The following is a 13,953-nucleotide window of genomic DNA, read 5'->3' as shown; positions in this document are numbered from 1 at the left end:
GCCCAGCGAACCCTCGGCAAACCCGCTCCATATAGAAAACCAGAAGACAACAAAAAAGGCAGCCGAAGCTGCCTTTCATTAAACAAAATCCCTCTATATATAGAACCTGTTCAATCAATGGTCGCGTAGACCACTTCAAGAATATCGATCTCGCGAACACCGACGGGACTCTGGAAGCGGATGGAATCGCCTTCTTTGGCCTTGATCAAGGCACGCGCCAAGGGCGATACCCAACTGATACGGCCGCGTGCAACATCGGCTTCGTCCACACCAACGATGGTATAGGTATTTTCCTGACCATCCTGATCGGCAATGGTTACACGGGCACCGAAGAAAACCTGATCGTTGTCGCCCTGGCGGAGCGGATCCACCACTTCGGCGAAATCCAGGCGCTTGGTCAGGAAGCGAATACGCCGGTCGATTTCTCTGAGACGGCGTTTGCCATATATATAGTCGCCGTTTTCCGAACGGTCACCGTTCGATGCGGCCCAGGCGACAATCTCGACCACATGTGGCCGCTCACGCTTGACGAGATGTTCCAACTCATCCTTGAGGCGGGCGTGGCCAGCCGGGGTAATGTAATTGCGGGTTCCAGCCGGAAGCTTCAGCGATGGTTCGAGTTCTTCATCATCTTCACCATCGCTCTCCCGAACAAACGCCTTGTTCATCAATACCCGATGCTGTAATGCTCGACGTCCACCCGGATCAGTTCACGGCCGAGCAAGGCGGCTGTGTATTTGGCGAACTGGTCGGCCCAGGCGCCCTGCTCACGGAAACGATTTTCACCGGCGTACTTGGCGACACTGAGAATACGGTCGACGGCCAGAATCTTGCCGGTCGGCGTAGCGACATCGCATTCCAGCGCTGTAAATTCATGGTCGAACCATTTGCGTGCCTCGTCCGACGCAGCGCCCCCGGTAAACTTGAATTCAAATTCTTTTTCTTTACCGAACGAGACAATTACATGGTGCTGCATTTCTCTCTCCTCCATTGATTTGTTCGGGGTATTCTAGCAAAACATTGGAAGCAGGCAGGAGCCGAACATGTCCCTTCATCCGCTGAGCGACGGCGAAATCAGCGACCTCCGTAGTCAACTGCACGAACTGCAAGTCGAGCATCGCGACCTCGACCTGGTGATCACCCACCTGATCGAAAATCCGCCTCCGGATGACCTGCTGGTCCGGCGCCTGAAGAAACGCAAACTGATATTGAAAGACCGCATACTGCAGTTGGAGCAGATGCTGGTGCCGGACATTCCGGCCTAACTCCGGTCAGGCGGGATGCGGAAGAACATCCAGTAGACACCGCCGAGCAGCGCGGCCAGTGCCAGTTCCCAGAGGAAGGGAAATTGCCAGACCAGCCCGGCCAGCGCCCCCAGCAGGACCGAAAAGGCAATCAAGCGCAGTATCAAAGCACCAGCGTGCCGATATACCAGGCGATGGCCGCCATGGCCGCGCTACAGGGAATGGTCAGAATCCATGCCCAGACAATACCGCCCGCCACACCCCAGCGGACCCGACGGGCACCGCGCGTCGAGCCGACACCGGCGATGGCGCCTGTAATCGTGTGCGTGGTGGATACCGGAATACCAAAAGCCGTAGCCAGGAACAGCGTCACCGCGCCACCGCTGTTGGCGCAGAAACCGCGCGCCTGATTGAGCTTGGTGATGCGATTGCCCATGGTCTTGACGATACGCCAGCCACCGAACATGGTTCCCAGACCCATCGCCGTGTAGCAGGCCAGCACAATCCAACTGGGGATGTGATCGGTGGAACTGGAATAACCGGTCGCGATGAGCAGCATCCAGATGATACCGATGGTTTTCTGGGCATCGTTGCCGCCGTGCCCCAGGCTATAGGCGGCGGCCGACAGCAGCTGGAAGCGACGGAAATGCTTGTCAACCTTGCGCGGCGCCATGCCGCGGCAGATCCACGAAACGATGACCATCAGTAGGCCGCCGATGACAAAGCCGAGGAACGGGGCGACGAAGATGAAAGCGACGATCTTCAGGACGCCGGCGGTAATCAGGCCATCCACCCCGGCCTTGGAAACGGCCGCACCGACCAGGCCGCCGACCAGGGCATGCGAGGAAGACGACGGGATGCCGTAATACCAAGTGATGATGTTCCAGATGATCGCCCCGACCAAGGCGCCGAAGACGACGTAGTAATCGACGATGGACGGATCGATGGTTCCCTTGCCGATCGTCGTGGCAACCTTCAGCTGGAACAGGAAAAAGGCCAGGAAATTGAAGGCCGATGCCCAGATGACCGCCTGGTGCGGCTTGAGAACCCGCGTCGACACGATGGTCGCGATCGAATTGGCCGCGTCGTGAAAGCCGTTCATGAAATCGAACAGCAGGGCAACGAAAACCAGGGTCCCGACGACCCAGATACTGACTTGCACGGTATCCATGCCGCGCTACCGCTCAGGAATTTTCGAGGACGATGGCTTCGATGGTACCGGCCACGTCCTTGCAGCGATCGGTAACCGATTCGAGAATCTCGTAGATCTGCTTGAGCTTGATTACTTCCCGCACGTCCGGCTCCTCGCGGAAGAGCTTGGACATGGCGGAACGCAGAGCACGGTCGGCGTCCGTTTCGAGTTCGTCGATTTCGTGGCAGAACTTCAGGATGGCCGGTGCGTTGTCCATGCTGTGCAGCAGCTTGACGACCGACTGGACCGAAGCGCAGCACTTTTCGGTGACTTCGGCCATGATCTTGGCCTCGGCCGGCACTTTACGGATGTCGTACAGCGACATCGATTCGGCGACGTCCTGGATGATGTCCAGAATGTCGTCCATGCCGTTGATCAACTGATGGATTTCGTCGCGATCGAAAGGCGTGATGAACGAGGTATGCAACTGGGACAGCGTGTCATGGGTAATCGCGTCGGCGTTGCGCTCCAGCGTATCGATTTCCTCAGCAAAACGATCAGCCTGCTCCGGCTGTTGATCGACCAGCGCGCCGATCAGGTTGGACAAGGCTTTGCCGCCTTGGGTGATCAGCTCGGCGTGAGCATTGAAAAGATCGAAGTACTTGCCCTCCCTGGGCATCAAGCGACCGAACATGACAGTTCCGTTTAATGATTATTACAGCTTGCCATTCTAGCATGCCGCACCTCAGCCTTTCTGACAGAGACTGACTACACAGCACTGTCAGCGGATAAAATGGGGCATGCCCGACACACAGTTTCCAGCCGACGCTTTTGGCGACCGCTTTGATATCACGGCCTTGCCGCTACCTCGCCCTCCCGCCGGTTATGCCGTCCAGTTGCTCGACACCGATCAGCTGCTCGACCAGGCGACCGGTGAGCTGGCACCCGTGCGTACGCCGCAATTAAAACCCCTATTCGCCAGTTTTGACGACGCCTACGCCGCCGCCCGCCGCTGGGTAGATAATCATTGCAGCGACCCGACCGAACACCATCTGGCGATTGTTCCCGCCGGCTACGACTCATTATTAGAACGCCACGTATTGATCTATGGCGTCCTCTGTACCCGCCCCTGAATTCCGGAGAAAACCATGCCATCCCTTCAGCACCACGCCCTTGGCGGCACAGCACTGTCCGTTCCCGATGTCTGCCTGGGCACGATGACCTTCGGTGAACAGACCAGCGAGGCTGACGCCCACGCCCAGCTCGACTATGCCCTCGCCCATGGCGTCAATTTTTTCGACACCGCCGAAATGTATGCGGTGCCGGCCCGGGCCGAAACCTGCGGCGCCTCGGAAGCGATCGTCGGCCGCTGGCTGCGCAAGCAGGCGCGCGACAGGGTGCTGATCGCCACCAAGGTCGCCGGCCCGAGCCGTAACCTGAGCTGGATACGCAACGGCCCGCCGGCCATGGACCGTGCCAACATCCGCGCCGCCATCGAAGGCTCGCTGCAGCGCCTGCAGACGGACTACGTCGACCTCTATCAGTTGCACTGGCCGGAGCGCAACCAGCCGATGTTCGGCCAATGGCAGTTCGAGCCGGGCAAGGAGCGCGAATGCACGCCCATCCGCGCGCAACTGGAAGCGCTGGCCGAACTGGTCAAGGAAGGAAAGGTCCGCGCCATCGGCGTCTCCAATGAGCACCCCTGGGGGATCATGGAATTCAGCCGGCTCGCCGCCGAACACGGCCTGCCCCATATTGTGTCGACGCAGAACGCCTACAACTTGCTGAATCGGACCTATGAAACGAGCCTGACCGAAGTCTGCCATCGCGAACAGGTCAGCCTGCTCGCCTATTCGCCGCTCGCCTTCGGGCACCTGACCGGCAAATACCTGACCAACCCTGCCGCCCCCGGGCGCCTGACCCAGTGGCCGGCCTTCGGTCAGCGTTACACCAAGGTCAACGTCGCGCCGGCCGTCGCCGCCTATGCCGAACTGGCGAAAAAGCACGGCCTGAGCTTGACCCAACTGGCCCTCGGTTTCGTGCGTTCGCGCTGGTTCGTCGCCAGCACCATCATCGGCGCCTCGTCGCTGGAGCAGCTACATGAGACCCTGCCCGCCACGCTGACGCCGATCTCACCCGAAATACAGGCCGGAATCGACGCCATCCACCTGCAATACACCAACCCGGCGCCCTGATGGAATCGCTGTTTACCCGCCTGGCCGCGGCGCTGGCCACGCCGGATGTCGCCCAGAAACTGGCGCTGACCGAAGCGCTCGCCGAGGACTGGAAGAACGGGCGACTCGACTGGTGCGACGAAGCGACGGTCGAATTGCACTGCGGCCGTCCGGACAAGCCGGAACTGGTCCCGCCCAAGCTGGTGCCGCAGCGCAGCCCAACGACCGTGGAGGGCCGGGCGCGCCTGCTGCATGCCATCGTCCATATCGAGTTCTCGGCCATCAACCTGGCACTCGACCATGCCGCCCGCTTCCGCGGCCTGCCTAAGCAGTATTACGCCGACTGGATCGTTGTCGCCGCCGAGGAGGCCTATCACTTCAGGATTCTGCGCGAACGCCTGAACAGCCTGGGCCACGACTACGGCGACTTTCCGGCCCATGCCGGGCTGTGGGAAATGGCCATGAAGACGGCCGACGATCCGCTCGCCCGCATGGCGCTGGTGCCGCGCCTGCTCGAAGCGCGCGGCCTGGACGCCACGCCACCCATCCAGCGCCGCCTGGAGCAGGTCGGCGACCAGGCCAGCGCGCGGGTGCTCGACATCATCCTGCGCGACGAGATCGGTCATGTCGGCCTCGGCGACCAGTGGTTTCGCCAACTCTGCAATGAGCGAAACCTGGAGCCGGAAAGCACCTACCGCGACCTGCTTCGCCAGTTCAAGGCGCCCCGTCCGATCACGCCGATGAACGAGTCGGCACGCCTGGCAGCAGGCTTTTCGCCGGCAGAGCTGGCCGTCCTCGCCGAAAAAGTGTAGAATAATCAATTCAATGCGTTGATGTTTCGCCCGCAGTAATTCCGAGCAGCCACCGGTATCAGGTTCTTGTGCAGGTTTCACCCCATTGATTCATTCCCCGGCAACGGCTGCGTCGGGGTCACCCAGGCCGCCCGACCATCGGGCCAATCCGTCGCCCGCCGCCATAAGCCGCGCATCGACGAGGAAAGGAAACAACAATATGTCGACATCCGTCGAAAATTTTGCCGAGCTCGGTTTGAGCGAATCGCTGCTCAAGACGCTCAGCGAAATCGGTTACGAAACCCCGTCCCCCATCCAGGCCCAGTGCATCCCCATCCTGCTCGACGGGCATGACATGATCGGCATGGCGCAGACCGGCACCGGCAAGACCGCTGCCTTCGCGCTGCCGCTGATGGAACAGATCGACATCAAGGTCAGCAAGCCGCAGGCCCTGATCCTGACGCCGACGCGCGAGCTGGCCATCCAGGTTGCCGAGGCGCTGCAAAGCTACGCCAAGAACCTGCCGGGCTTCCACGTGCTGCCCATCTACGGCGGCCAGAGCTACACCATCCAGCTCAAGCAGTTGGCCCGTGGCGCCCACGTCATCGTCGGTACGCCGGGCCGCGTCATGGACCACCTGGAGCGCAAGACGCTCAATCTCGACAACCTGCGCACCATGGTGCTCGACGAAGCCGACGAAATGCTGCGCATGGGCTTCATCGACGACGTCGAGTGGATTCTCGAACGCACCCCGGAACAGCACCAGACCGCCCTGTTCTCGGCCACCATGCCGGAACAGATTCGCCGCGTCGCCCAGAAATACCTGGTCGAGCCGCGCGAAATCAAGATCAAGTCCGCTACCGCCACCGTCGCCGCCATCCGTCAGGTTTACTGGCAGGTCAGCGGCATGCACAAACTGGATGCGCTGACCCGCATTCTGGAAGTCGAGGACGATTTCGACGCCGCCATCATCTTCGTGCGCACCAAGACCGCCACCGTCGAACTGGCCGACAAACTGAACGCCCGCGGCTATGCTGCCGCCGCCCTGAACGGCGACCTCAATCAGCAGATGCGCGAACGCGTCATCGAGCAGTTGAAGTCCGGCGCCCTGGACATCGTCATCGCCACCGACGTTGCCGCCCGCGGCATCGACGTGCCGCGCGTCAGCCACGTGGTCAACTACGATATCCCGTACGACACCGAAGCCTACGTGCACCGTATCGGCCGTACCGGCCGCGCCGGTCGTAACGGCAACGCCATCCTGTTCGTCGCGCCGCGCGAAATCCGCATGCTGCGCACCATCGAACGCGCCACCCGCCAGCCGATCGCGCCGCTGACCCTGCCGTCGCGCGCCGACGTCACCAACAAGCGCGTCGCCGACTTCAAGAGCAAGGTGGCCGAGGTGCTCAATGCCGAAGGCCTCGATTTCTTCGCCAACATCGTGTCGCAGATTGCTGAAGAGCAAAATGTCGGTGCCGAGGAAGTCGCTGCCGCCCTGGCCATGATGGCCCAGGAAGGCAAGCCGCTGCAGATCGCCGGTGAAGACCCGCGCCCCGCCCCGGCGCCGCGCGACAGCCGTCCGGGCGTTTTCGGCGACCGGGAACAACGCAAGCCGCGTTTCGAGGACCGCGGCGAGCGCCCGCGCTTTGAAGACCGTGGCGAACGCAGCGAGCGTCCCCGTTTCGAAGACCGTCCGCCGCGCACCGAGCGCCCGGCCCGTCCGACACCGGCCGGCGACATGGTGCGCTACCGCATCGACGTGGGCCGCGAGCACGGCGTCGAAGTGCGCGACATCGTCGGCGCCATCGCCAACGAAGCCGGCATCGAAAGCCGCTTCATCGGCCGCATCGGCCTGTACGAGGAATCGAGCACGGTCGAACTGCCGGCCGGCATGCCGAATGAAGCCTCCAACGCCCTGAAGCGCACCCGCATCCGCGGCGTGCCGATCAACCTGCGTGTCGATGAAGGCCGCCCGGGCGGCAGCTTCGGCGGCGAACGCAAGTTTGGCGGCGGTGAGCGCAAGTTCGACGGCGACCGCGGCGGCTTCAAGAAGAAGAAATTCGACGACCGCTAAGTTCTCCGGATGCACAAGGAACCACGGCCTGGCCCGTGGTTTTTTTGCGCCATTTGCATTAATGCGAATAATTCCTGTTTACAAATTCACAGGACTCCGTAAGATAGGAACCATTCTCAACAAGCAACCGCACCATGCGCTCCCTCATCGCCCACATTTCGATTGCCGCCCTGCTCCTCGGCTGGGCGCTGCTTACCGCAATCCCCACCTGACCCCCACCTGATCGGGAGAAGCACCATGCCGTCAAACGAACTCTGGGCCGGAGCCCTCAGCCTAGTCTTGATCCATGCCGAAACCGGTTGCCTACATTCCGCCCTGAATGCCGCGCGCCTGCTCGACCAGTTCAGCGCCACCGACGGCGTGGACGACGCCACCCGCCGCCTGTGCGAGCGGGCCAGCGACCGCCTGACCAGCCCGGAGCATCCCCATGCTTGCCCCGCTTAAGGACCGCAGCCTTCTCGAACGCGAGCCCGCCATCGCCGAGAATGAAGCGGAAATCCTCGCCTTGCGGCTGGCCCTGCGCGATGCCCGCAGCGCCCAGCGCCGCTCGGCAACGCTGAGCGCTCGCAAGGTCGTCGGACTGACCAACGAAGTCAATCGCCAGAGCGAACTGAACGCCAGGCTCCAATTGCAGGTCGATGAACTGGAAAACGGCCAGGCCATCGTCGCCCTCGGCCAGCAGCTGATGGCGCTGCGCGACCATAACGAGCAAATGGCCGCCGCCGCCCATCGCCTGTGGTTCCTTGACCGGACACTGGGCGCCGCGCATCGCGAATGCGAGCGGCTGGCCCGTGAGCGCGATGCGGCGCTCGACTCCCTGCACGACAAAAGCACCGACCACACCTGATCCTGTTTATATTCGCCAGCCAACCGGGCACCCGGCCAGCCAGCCGCGCATTCCCCCACGGAGTACGAACATGCCCGAAATCCCCTATCACGTCGTTGGCGGCCGCTTTTCCGCCCGCTCCCCCAATCCTGTCGGCGTGGATGCTGCCCTGCTGCGCCGCCCATCCGTCGAAACTGCCGAGACCGTCGCGCCGGTCAGCACTTCGCGGCGGCGCAAGCTGTGGGAAATTCCGCACAAGTATCACTGCCCGGTCATCGGCAGCTGTTTCGAGGTCACGGAACTGCGCAGCCTGATGCAGAAAGTGATGCATCTGCCGCGCGACACCACCGATTTCGTCCTGCACACCTCTGCCGTGGGCGCCTGCGAAACGCGCAGTCCACTGGCCGACCTGCTGCACAAGACGATGGAAAAGCGCTACACGCTGATCGTCCGCCGCTTCGCTGCCATGAAAACGAGTGATGGCGTCCGCCAATTGTGGCAGGAGGCGACGCGGACCGGCGTCGAACTGCCGGGCGCGCTATGGGCGGCCTGGACGCATCCCGCCTGCGACACGCAGCTTGAGCAGGACATCTACGCCGACATCCACATGATCCAGCACCAGATCGGTACCGGCGCCCGTGCCGACCTGAAAACCCTGCGCCATCTGCAAGGCGAGAATGCCGAACTGCGCTGCCAGTTGGCCGAACTGCGCACTGAAGCGGAAGCCGCCCGCCATGAAAAGGCGCAGGAAACCCGCGCCCTGGCCAAGCGCCTCACCGAATTACGCGCCGAGCAGGCCGGCCGCGACGCCTGCATCGCCCGCCTGTCGGCCGAATTGGGGAAGCTGCGCGACAGCGTGCCGGAATTGAAACAACGGCAAGCCCTGGCCCGCCGGGCGGACGATGCCGAAGCCCGCGCTGCCGCCCTGCTTGCCCAGTGCCGCGAACAAGGTGAGGAACTGGAGCGCTTGCGCCGGCGTGTCACAGAACTTGAACCAGCGCCTAATGAAGGAGCGGGAACGGCCATGGCAAGCATCCAGGCCGCCACACCCGAGATTGCGGCCGGCGAATCGCTCGACGGCAAGTGCATTCTCTGTGTCGGTGGCCGTTCCGGCGCCATCGACGGCTATCGCGATGCGGTCGAGCGCCATGGCGGCCGTTTCCTACACCACGACGGCGGCTTGGAGGAAAGCCTGCACCGCATCGACAGCGCCCTGGCCGCCGCCGACCTGGTCATCTGCCAGACCGGCTGCATCAGTCACAACGCCTATTGGCGCGTCAAGGAACAGTGCAAACGCACCGGCAAGCCCTGCGTCTTCGTCAAGGGCAGCGGCATCTCGGGTTTCGGCCGCCTGCTCGGCGATCTCGGGCACGGTGCTGCAACTGGCGCAGAAACACGGCATAACATTGTTGACAATAATTCTCAATTACACAACAATGCGAACCATTCTCGTTATCCTTCCAAATCATGAACAGCCAACCCAAGCCGCCCGCCCAAACGTTGACCAGTTCAGCACCCACCCAGCGTCCGCGCGTCGATAGCGGAGCACTGCTCCAGGGCTCGTCCGCAGTCGAAATTGAACATGCCGGCCAGCGCTACCTTTTGCGGGTGACGCGCGAGAACAAGCTGATCCTGACCAAATAACTCTCCTCCGTTGTAACCCTCTCGTTCCCACAGCCAGCAAGCCAAGCGCCAGCAAGCCAGGGGTTTTTTGGCAGTGAGCCGGGAGCAGAAACCGAGAAACCAGCATCCATGAGCTACGCCCTCTCCCGACCCTCTTCAGCCCAGCGCAGCGGACTGCTCGGCATCGTCATCGGTGCCCACGTCCTTGTCCTGCTGGTGGTCATGGCGGCCAAGACCGTCGCGCCGCAGATCATGGAAATGCCGCTCATCGTCGACCTGCTGCAACCACCGGCCGAACAAAAACAGCCGGAAGCCAAGCCGCTGCCGGTGGTGAAACCGCACCCCGTCCGCGAAAAGCCGGCACCGACACCGAAACCGACTATTCCGGTACTCGAAGCCACGCAGAGCACCCAGCCCGCCCCGGCTGCACCGGTCGCCCCGCCGCCCGAGGTCAAGCCTGCGCCGCCGGCCGCCGAGCCGGTCGTCCAGGCCCGCTTCGATGCCGACTACCTGAAGAACCCGGCCCCGCCGTACCCACCACTGTCCAAGCGGATGGGCGAAGAAGGCAAGGTTACCCTGCGCGTTTCGGTCACCCCGCAAGGCACGGCCGACAACGTCGAGATCAAGACTTCGTCGGGCAGCACCCGCCTCGACGAAGCTGCCCTGAAAACCGTGCGCAACTGGAAATTCATCCCGGCCAAGCGAGGCGATACGGCCATCCAGAGCTTTGTGCTCGTCCCGATCATTTTCAAATTGGAGCAATAACATGCAGGAAACCACCCAAAACGCCTTCGGCCTTGCCCACCTATGGGCCAGTGGCGACCTGGTCTCGCACGCCGTTGCCTACATCCTGATCACCATGTCGATCGCCAGCTGGTACCTGATTCTGGCCAAGGCCTGGGACTGGTATCGCGTTCGTCGCGCCGCCAAGGCCGTCGGCGGCTTCTGGGCAGCGACCAGCGTCGGCGAAGGGCTCGACAAATTGCGCCAGGCCGGCGGCGACAGCCCCTACGCCGAACTGGCGGAGCAAGCCAACTGCTGCAATCATGAATGCGAAGCCGTCACCGGCCGCCTGGCTTCCCGTTTCGACCCGGCCGAGCAGATGGAACGCGCCCTGCGCCAGCAACTGTCGGTCACCCAGGCCGGCATGGAAAACGGCCTGACCCTGCTCGCCACGACCGGTGCCACCGCTCCCTTCGTCGGCCTGTTCGGCACGGTGTGGGGCATCTACCACGCTTTGGTCGCCATCGGCCTGTCCGGCCAGGCAGCCCTGGAAAAGGTTGCCGGCCCGGTCGGCGAAGCGCTGATCATGACCGCCGCCGGCCTTGCCGTCGCGCTGCCCGCCGTCTTCGCCTACAACGCCTTCACCCGCGCCAACCGCGTCGTGCTGGCCGACCTCGACGCCTTCGCCCACGATCTGCACGCCTTCTTCACCGTCGGCAAGCCCTTCGTCGCCAACAGCGCCCAGATCCACCCGATGCGTGCCCGCGCCGCCACGGAGGCTGCATAACATGGCACTCGGCAGCTTCAACTCGCAAGGCACCCAGATGCCGACAGCGGAAATCAACATGACGCCGCTGGTCGACGTCATGCTGGTCCTGCTCATCATCTTCATCATCACCGCGCCGCTGATGACGCACTCGGTCAAGGTCGACCTTCCGCGTGCCGCCAGCACGCCGACGCCGGAAAAGCCGATGACGCTGCAGGTGTCGATCAATGCCGAGAATGCCGTCTTCGTTGGGAGCGAAGCGGTTTCCCCGGCCAGCCTGGAAGAGAAGTTCCGCGCCGCCGTGGCCCAGGACGCCAATGTCGAAATGCACTTGAAGGCCGACCGCGCCACCCGCTACGAAGCCGTGGCCGAAACGATGAGTGCGGCTCGTCGCGCCGGGCTGGCCAAGATCGGGTTTGTCACCCAACCGGGATCAGAACACCGCTGAACCTTTTTCAACCTTTACAATTTCACTCATTCAATAATCCTCGAGCCAGCCAGCCCAACGCCAGCCAGCCAAAACGGATAGCTAGCGGTGTTGCGGTAAGCGAGCCAGAGACTTTCAGGGAGTCTTACCACATGCTGTCCACCAAGAAACTCATCTCCGCTCTGGCGCTGTCCGCCGCCCTGGCCGCTCCGGCCCTGGCCATCGAATACCCGATCGGCGTGCCGCAACAGCGCGCCGGGATGGAAATCGCCGCCGTCTATCTGCAACCGGTCGAAATGGAACCGGAAGGCATGATGAAGAAGGCGAGCGAATCCGACATCCACATCGAGGCCGACATCCACGCGCTGGCCAACAACCCGAACGGTTTCGAAGAAGGCGCCTGGATTCCCTACCTCGTCGTCAAATTCGAAGTTTCCAAGATCGGCGGCGATTTCAAGGTGGCCGGCGAATTCATGCCTATGGTCGCCAACGACGGCCCGCACTACGGCGACAACATCAAGCTGGCCGGTCCCGGCAAGTACAAGGTGAAGTACACCGTGCTGCCGCCGTCGGCCAACCCACACGCCCATTTCGGCCGCCATACCGACCGCGCCACCGGCGTCCGCCCGTGGTTCAAGCCGATCGAAGTCGAATACGAATTCACCTACGTCGGCATCGGCAAAAAGGGCGGGTACTAAGCCATGCAACTCGCCAAATTGACCGCTGCGCTTGTCGCGGCGGGGCTGGCCCTGCCCGCCCTCGCCGCCTCGGATAGCGCCATGCTGCAAAAGCTGATGGAACGCATGGAGAGGCTCGAAGCCCGCAACGCCGAGCTGGAAAAGGAAGTCAAGGAACTCAAGGGCGAAAACACCAAGGTCGCCCAATCGCTGGACAGCCCGCGCCTGTCCGAAGACGAGCCGGAACTGACCGTCCGCCTCAAGGCGGTCGAGAAGGACCAGCTGAACATGAAGAAGGCCCAGAAGATCGCCGAGGCACTCGACGGCATCAAAGTCGGCGCTTCGCTGGCGACGGTGGGCCAGAAGGCCTACGGCCTCCCTGACGGACTGGAAAACGGCCCGTCGCAACTGAACTACCGCGCCGACGTTTCCGTCGAACTACCCCTCAAGCCGGTCGGCGATATCGACCACAAGCTGTTCGCCCATCTGCGCATGGGTCAGGGCCTCGGTCTGAACGCCGCCTTCTCCAACCTCGGCCATTTTGCCAGCGCGCCGAACGCCCTTGCTTTCCGCGCCTCCGGCGCCAGCCCGGACGACTCGGTGACCATCCTCGGCCAGGCCTGGTACCAGGCCTCGATTCCGCTGCCCTTCCTCGGCTTCAAGCCCTATTCGCGGGAAACGCTGGAGCTGACCTTCGGCAAGATGGACATCTTCGGCTTCTTCGACCAGAACAAGGGCGGCGGCGACGAATCGAAGCAGTTCCTGAATTCGGTCTTCGTGCACAACCCGCTGCTCGATGCCGGCGGCGAAGTCGGCGTCGATGCCAACGGCTTCCAGCCGGGCTTCGTTGCCTCTTACCTGAACTGGTTCGACAAACCGCAACCGTGGCGCATCTCGATCGGTCTGTTCGGCGCCGGCGACCGCGGCTCCAACTACCAGCGCAGCCTGTCCTCGCCATTGCTGATGGTGCAGGCCGAGAAACAGATGCGTTTTGACGGCCTGCTCGGCAACTACCGCATCTACGGCTGGAACCGCAGCCAGGGCACCGATTGGGACGGCAACCAATCCAAGCATACCGGCATCGGCGTCTCCATCGACCAGCGCATCGGCGACGGCATCACCGTCTTCGGCCGCTACGGCAAGATGATCAAGGGTGAACTGCCGTTCAACCAGGCAGCGACGGTCGGCGCCGAATTCTCGGGCGGCTACTGGAATCGCGGTGCCGACGCCATCGGTATCGCCAGCGCCTGGCTGCAATCCGGCAAGGGTTACCGCACGACGCCGCAGAACGCCTGGCTGGACGACGCGCATACAATGGCGGCCTACGCTTTCACGCCGCAAGGCGCCGAGAAGGTCACAGAAATCTACTATCGTTATCGCCTGTCGCCGCAGTTCGAACTGTCGCCGGACTTCCAGTACGTGACCAACGGCGGCGGCAATGCCGACGCCAAGTCGGTCAAGGTCTTCGCCGTGCGCGCCAACATCGCCTATTGAGA

19 protein-coding genes are annotated in these 13,953 nt (G+C 62.6%); 14 read left to right on the top strand and 5 right to left on the bottom strand.

Annotation, left to right across the window (positions count from 1 at the left end):
* Positions 1-110: 110 nt before the first annotated feature.
* Entirely contained in the window at positions 111-668 is a 558-nt protein-coding gene (gene greB / locus LZ012_RS19140; protein WP_275712583.1) for a transcription elongation factor GreB, read from the bottom strand.
* A complete protein-coding gene (locus LZ012_RS19135) occupies positions 668-976 on the bottom strand; it encodes a hypothetical protein (RefSeq protein ID WP_275712581.1) in 309 nt (102 codons plus the stop codon). The genes greB and LZ012_RS19135 overlap by 1 nt, the downstream gene beginning before the upstream one ends.
* Positions 977-1,043: 67 nt before the next feature.
* Here LZ012_RS19135 and LZ012_RS19130 point away from each other — a divergent pair, with 67 nt between their 5' ends.
* Positions 1,044-1,265, top strand: coding sequence for a YdcH family protein (locus LZ012_RS19130; RefSeq protein WP_275712580.1), 222 nt, complete (start codon positions 1,044-1,046; stop codon positions 1,263-1,265).
* Here LZ012_RS19130 and LZ012_RS19125 read toward each other — a convergent pair.
* From LZ012_RS19125 to LZ012_RS19115, 3 genes are read right to left on the bottom strand one after another with little or no spacing between them, the layout of a single operon-like run.
* On the bottom strand, positions 1,262-1,399 hold the full coding sequence (locus tag LZ012_RS19125) for a hypothetical protein (RefSeq protein WP_275712579.1): 138 nt from the start codon (positions 1,397-1,399) through the stop codon (positions 1,262-1,264). The genes LZ012_RS19130 and LZ012_RS19125 overlap by 4 nt on opposite strands.
* An 8-nt stretch (positions 1,400-1,407) precedes the next feature.
* Positions 1,408-2,415: an inorganic phosphate transporter gene (locus LZ012_RS19120; RefSeq protein ID WP_275712578.1), complete on the bottom strand. Its 1,008-nt coding sequence runs from the start codon at positions 2,413-2,415 to the stop codon at positions 1,408-1,410.
* A gap of 13 nt (positions 2,416-2,428) precedes the next feature.
* A complete protein-coding gene (locus LZ012_RS19115; protein ID WP_275712576.1) occupies positions 2,429-3,070 on the bottom strand; it encodes a DUF47 domain-containing protein in 642 nt (213 codons plus the stop codon).
* A 106-nt stretch (positions 3,071-3,176) separates the two neighbouring features.
* On the opposite strand from LZ012_RS19115, the gene LZ012_RS19110 reads away from it, so the two are divergent.
* The 13 genes from LZ012_RS19110 (at position 3,177) to LZ012_RS19050 (ending at position 13,951) form a co-directional block, all read left to right on the top strand.
* Positions 3,177-3,509 (top strand): hypothetical protein, encoded by a 333-nt coding sequence (locus LZ012_RS19110; protein ID WP_275712575.1) that lies wholly within the window; start codon positions 3,177-3,179, stop codon positions 3,507-3,509.
* A gap of 15 nt (positions 3,510-3,524) precedes the next feature.
* Positions 3,525-4,571 carry an aldo/keto reductase gene (locus LZ012_RS19105; protein ID WP_275712573.1) on the top strand — a complete coding sequence of 349 codons (1,047 nt, stop codon included), beginning with the start codon at positions 3,525-3,527 and terminating at the stop codon, positions 4,569-4,571.
* Positions 4,571-5,362 (top strand): ferritin-like domain-containing protein, encoded by a 792-nt coding sequence (locus LZ012_RS19100; RefSeq protein ID WP_275712572.1) that lies wholly within the window; start codon positions 4,571-4,573, stop codon positions 5,360-5,362. The genes LZ012_RS19105 and LZ012_RS19100 overlap by 1 nt, the downstream gene beginning before the upstream one ends.
* 199 nt (positions 5,363-5,561) lie before the next feature.
* Positions 5,562-7,415, top strand: a complete 1,854-nt coding sequence (locus LZ012_RS19095) for a DEAD/DEAH box helicase (protein WP_275712571.1) — start codon at positions 5,562-5,564, stop codon at positions 7,413-7,415.
* A gap of 237 nt (positions 7,416-7,652) precedes the next feature.
* Positions 7,653-7,859, top strand: a complete 207-nt coding sequence (locus LZ012_RS19090; protein WP_275712570.1) for a hypothetical protein — start codon at positions 7,653-7,655, stop codon at positions 7,857-7,859.
* On the top strand, positions 7,843-8,262 hold the full coding sequence (locus tag LZ012_RS19085) for a hypothetical protein (protein WP_275712568.1): 420 nt from the start codon (positions 7,843-7,845) through the stop codon (positions 8,260-8,262). The genes LZ012_RS19090 and LZ012_RS19085 overlap by 17 nt, the downstream gene beginning before the upstream one ends.
* Before the next feature lie 70 nt (positions 8,263-8,332).
* Positions 8,333-9,712 (top strand): DUF2325 domain-containing protein, encoded by a 1,380-nt coding sequence (locus LZ012_RS19080; RefSeq protein ID WP_275712566.1) that lies wholly within the window; start codon positions 8,333-8,335, stop codon positions 9,710-9,712.
* Positions 9,709-9,885 (top strand): hemin uptake protein HemP, encoded by a 177-nt coding sequence (hemP, locus tag LZ012_RS19075; protein ID WP_275712564.1) that lies wholly within the window; start codon positions 9,709-9,711, stop codon positions 9,883-9,885. The genes LZ012_RS19080 and hemP overlap by 4 nt, the downstream gene beginning before the upstream one ends.
* Positions 9,886-9,993: 108 nt before the next feature.
* Positions 9,994-10,629: an energy transducer TonB gene (locus tag LZ012_RS19070; protein WP_275712562.1), complete on the top strand. Its 636-nt coding sequence runs from the start codon at positions 9,994-9,996 to the stop codon at positions 10,627-10,629.
* A gap of 1 nt (position 10,630) precedes the next feature.
* Positions 10,631-11,374, top strand: coding sequence for a MotA/TolQ/ExbB proton channel family protein (locus LZ012_RS19065; protein WP_275712561.1), 744 nt, complete (start codon positions 10,631-10,633; stop codon positions 11,372-11,374).
* A gap of 1 nt (position 11,375) precedes the next feature.
* Entirely contained in the window at positions 11,376-11,801 is a 426-nt protein-coding gene (locus tag LZ012_RS19060; RefSeq protein WP_275712560.1) for an ExbD/TolR family protein, read from the top strand.
* Between the two features lie 131 nt (positions 11,802-11,932).
* Positions 11,933-12,478, top strand: a complete 546-nt coding sequence (locus LZ012_RS19055; RefSeq protein WP_275712559.1) for an iron transporter — start codon at positions 11,933-11,935, stop codon at positions 12,476-12,478.
* A gap of 3 nt (positions 12,479-12,481) precedes the next feature.
* Positions 12,482-13,951, top strand: a complete 1,470-nt coding sequence (locus LZ012_RS19050; protein WP_275712558.1) for a carbohydrate porin — start codon at positions 12,482-12,484, stop codon at positions 13,949-13,951.
* Positions 13,952-13,953 lie beyond the last annotated feature (2 nt).

It is taken from the genome of Dechloromonas hankyongensis, assembly GCF_022012295.1.
Classification (GTDB): domain Bacteria; phylum Pseudomonadota; class Gammaproteobacteria; order Burkholderiales; family Rhodocyclaceae; genus Azonexus; species Azonexus hankyongensis.
Note: the sequence above shows the minus strand (reverse complement) of the source record. Positions and strands in the feature narration are given on the sequence as shown.

Excerpts from the sequence above, each read along its gene's own strand:
- greB (WP_275712583.1), bottom strand. The coding sequence starts at position 668 with ATGAACAAGGCGTTTGTTCGGGAGAGCGATGGTGAAGATGATGAAGAA.
- LZ012_RS19135 (WP_275712581.1), bottom strand. The coding sequence starts at position 976 with ATGCAGCACCATGTAATTGTCTCGTTCGGTAAAGAAAAAGAATTTGAA.
- LZ012_RS19130 (WP_275712580.1), top strand. The coding sequence starts at position 1,044 with ATGTCCCTTCATCCGCTGAGCGACGGCGAAATCAGCGACCTCCGTAGT.
- LZ012_RS19120 (WP_275712578.1), bottom strand. The coding sequence starts at position 2,415 with ATGGATACCGTGCAAGTCAGTATCTGGGTCGTCGGGACCCTGGTTTTC.
- LZ012_RS19115 (WP_275712576.1), bottom strand. The coding sequence starts at position 3,070 with ATGTTCGGTCGCTTGATGCCCAGGGAGGGCAAGTACTTCGATCTTTTC.
- LZ012_RS19110 (WP_275712575.1), top strand. The coding sequence starts at position 3,177 with ATGCCCGACACACAGTTTCCAGCCGACGCTTTTGGCGACCGCTTTGAT.
- LZ012_RS19105 (WP_275712573.1), top strand. The coding sequence starts at position 3,525 with ATGCCATCCCTTCAGCACCACGCCCTTGGCGGCACAGCACTGTCCGTT.
- LZ012_RS19100 (WP_275712572.1), top strand. The coding sequence starts at position 4,571 with ATGGAATCGCTGTTTACCCGCCTGGCCGCGGCGCTGGCCACGCCGGAT.
- LZ012_RS19095 (WP_275712571.1), top strand. The coding sequence starts at position 5,562 with ATGTCGACATCCGTCGAAAATTTTGCCGAGCTCGGTTTGAGCGAATCG.
- LZ012_RS19090 (WP_275712570.1), top strand. The coding sequence starts at position 7,653 with ATGCCGTCAAACGAACTCTGGGCCGGAGCCCTCAGCCTAGTCTTGATC.
- LZ012_RS19085 (WP_275712568.1), top strand. The coding sequence starts at position 7,843 with ATGCTTGCCCCGCTTAAGGACCGCAGCCTTCTCGAACGCGAGCCCGCC.
- LZ012_RS19080 (WP_275712566.1), top strand. The coding sequence starts at position 8,333 with ATGCCCGAAATCCCCTATCACGTCGTTGGCGGCCGCTTTTCCGCCCGC.
- hemP (WP_275712564.1), top strand. The coding sequence starts at position 9,709 with ATGAACAGCCAACCCAAGCCGCCCGCCCAAACGTTGACCAGTTCAGCA.
- LZ012_RS19070 (WP_275712562.1), top strand. The coding sequence starts at position 9,994 with ATGAGCTACGCCCTCTCCCGACCCTCTTCAGCCCAGCGCAGCGGACTG.
- LZ012_RS19065 (WP_275712561.1), top strand. The coding sequence starts at position 10,631 with ATGCAGGAAACCACCCAAAACGCCTTCGGCCTTGCCCACCTATGGGCC.
- LZ012_RS19060 (WP_275712560.1), top strand. The coding sequence starts at position 11,376 with ATGGCACTCGGCAGCTTCAACTCGCAAGGCACCCAGATGCCGACAGCG.
- LZ012_RS19055 (WP_275712559.1), top strand. The coding sequence starts at position 11,933 with ATGCTGTCCACCAAGAAACTCATCTCCGCTCTGGCGCTGTCCGCCGCC.
- LZ012_RS19050 (WP_275712558.1), top strand. The coding sequence starts at position 12,482 with ATGCAACTCGCCAAATTGACCGCTGCGCTTGTCGCGGCGGGGCTGGCC.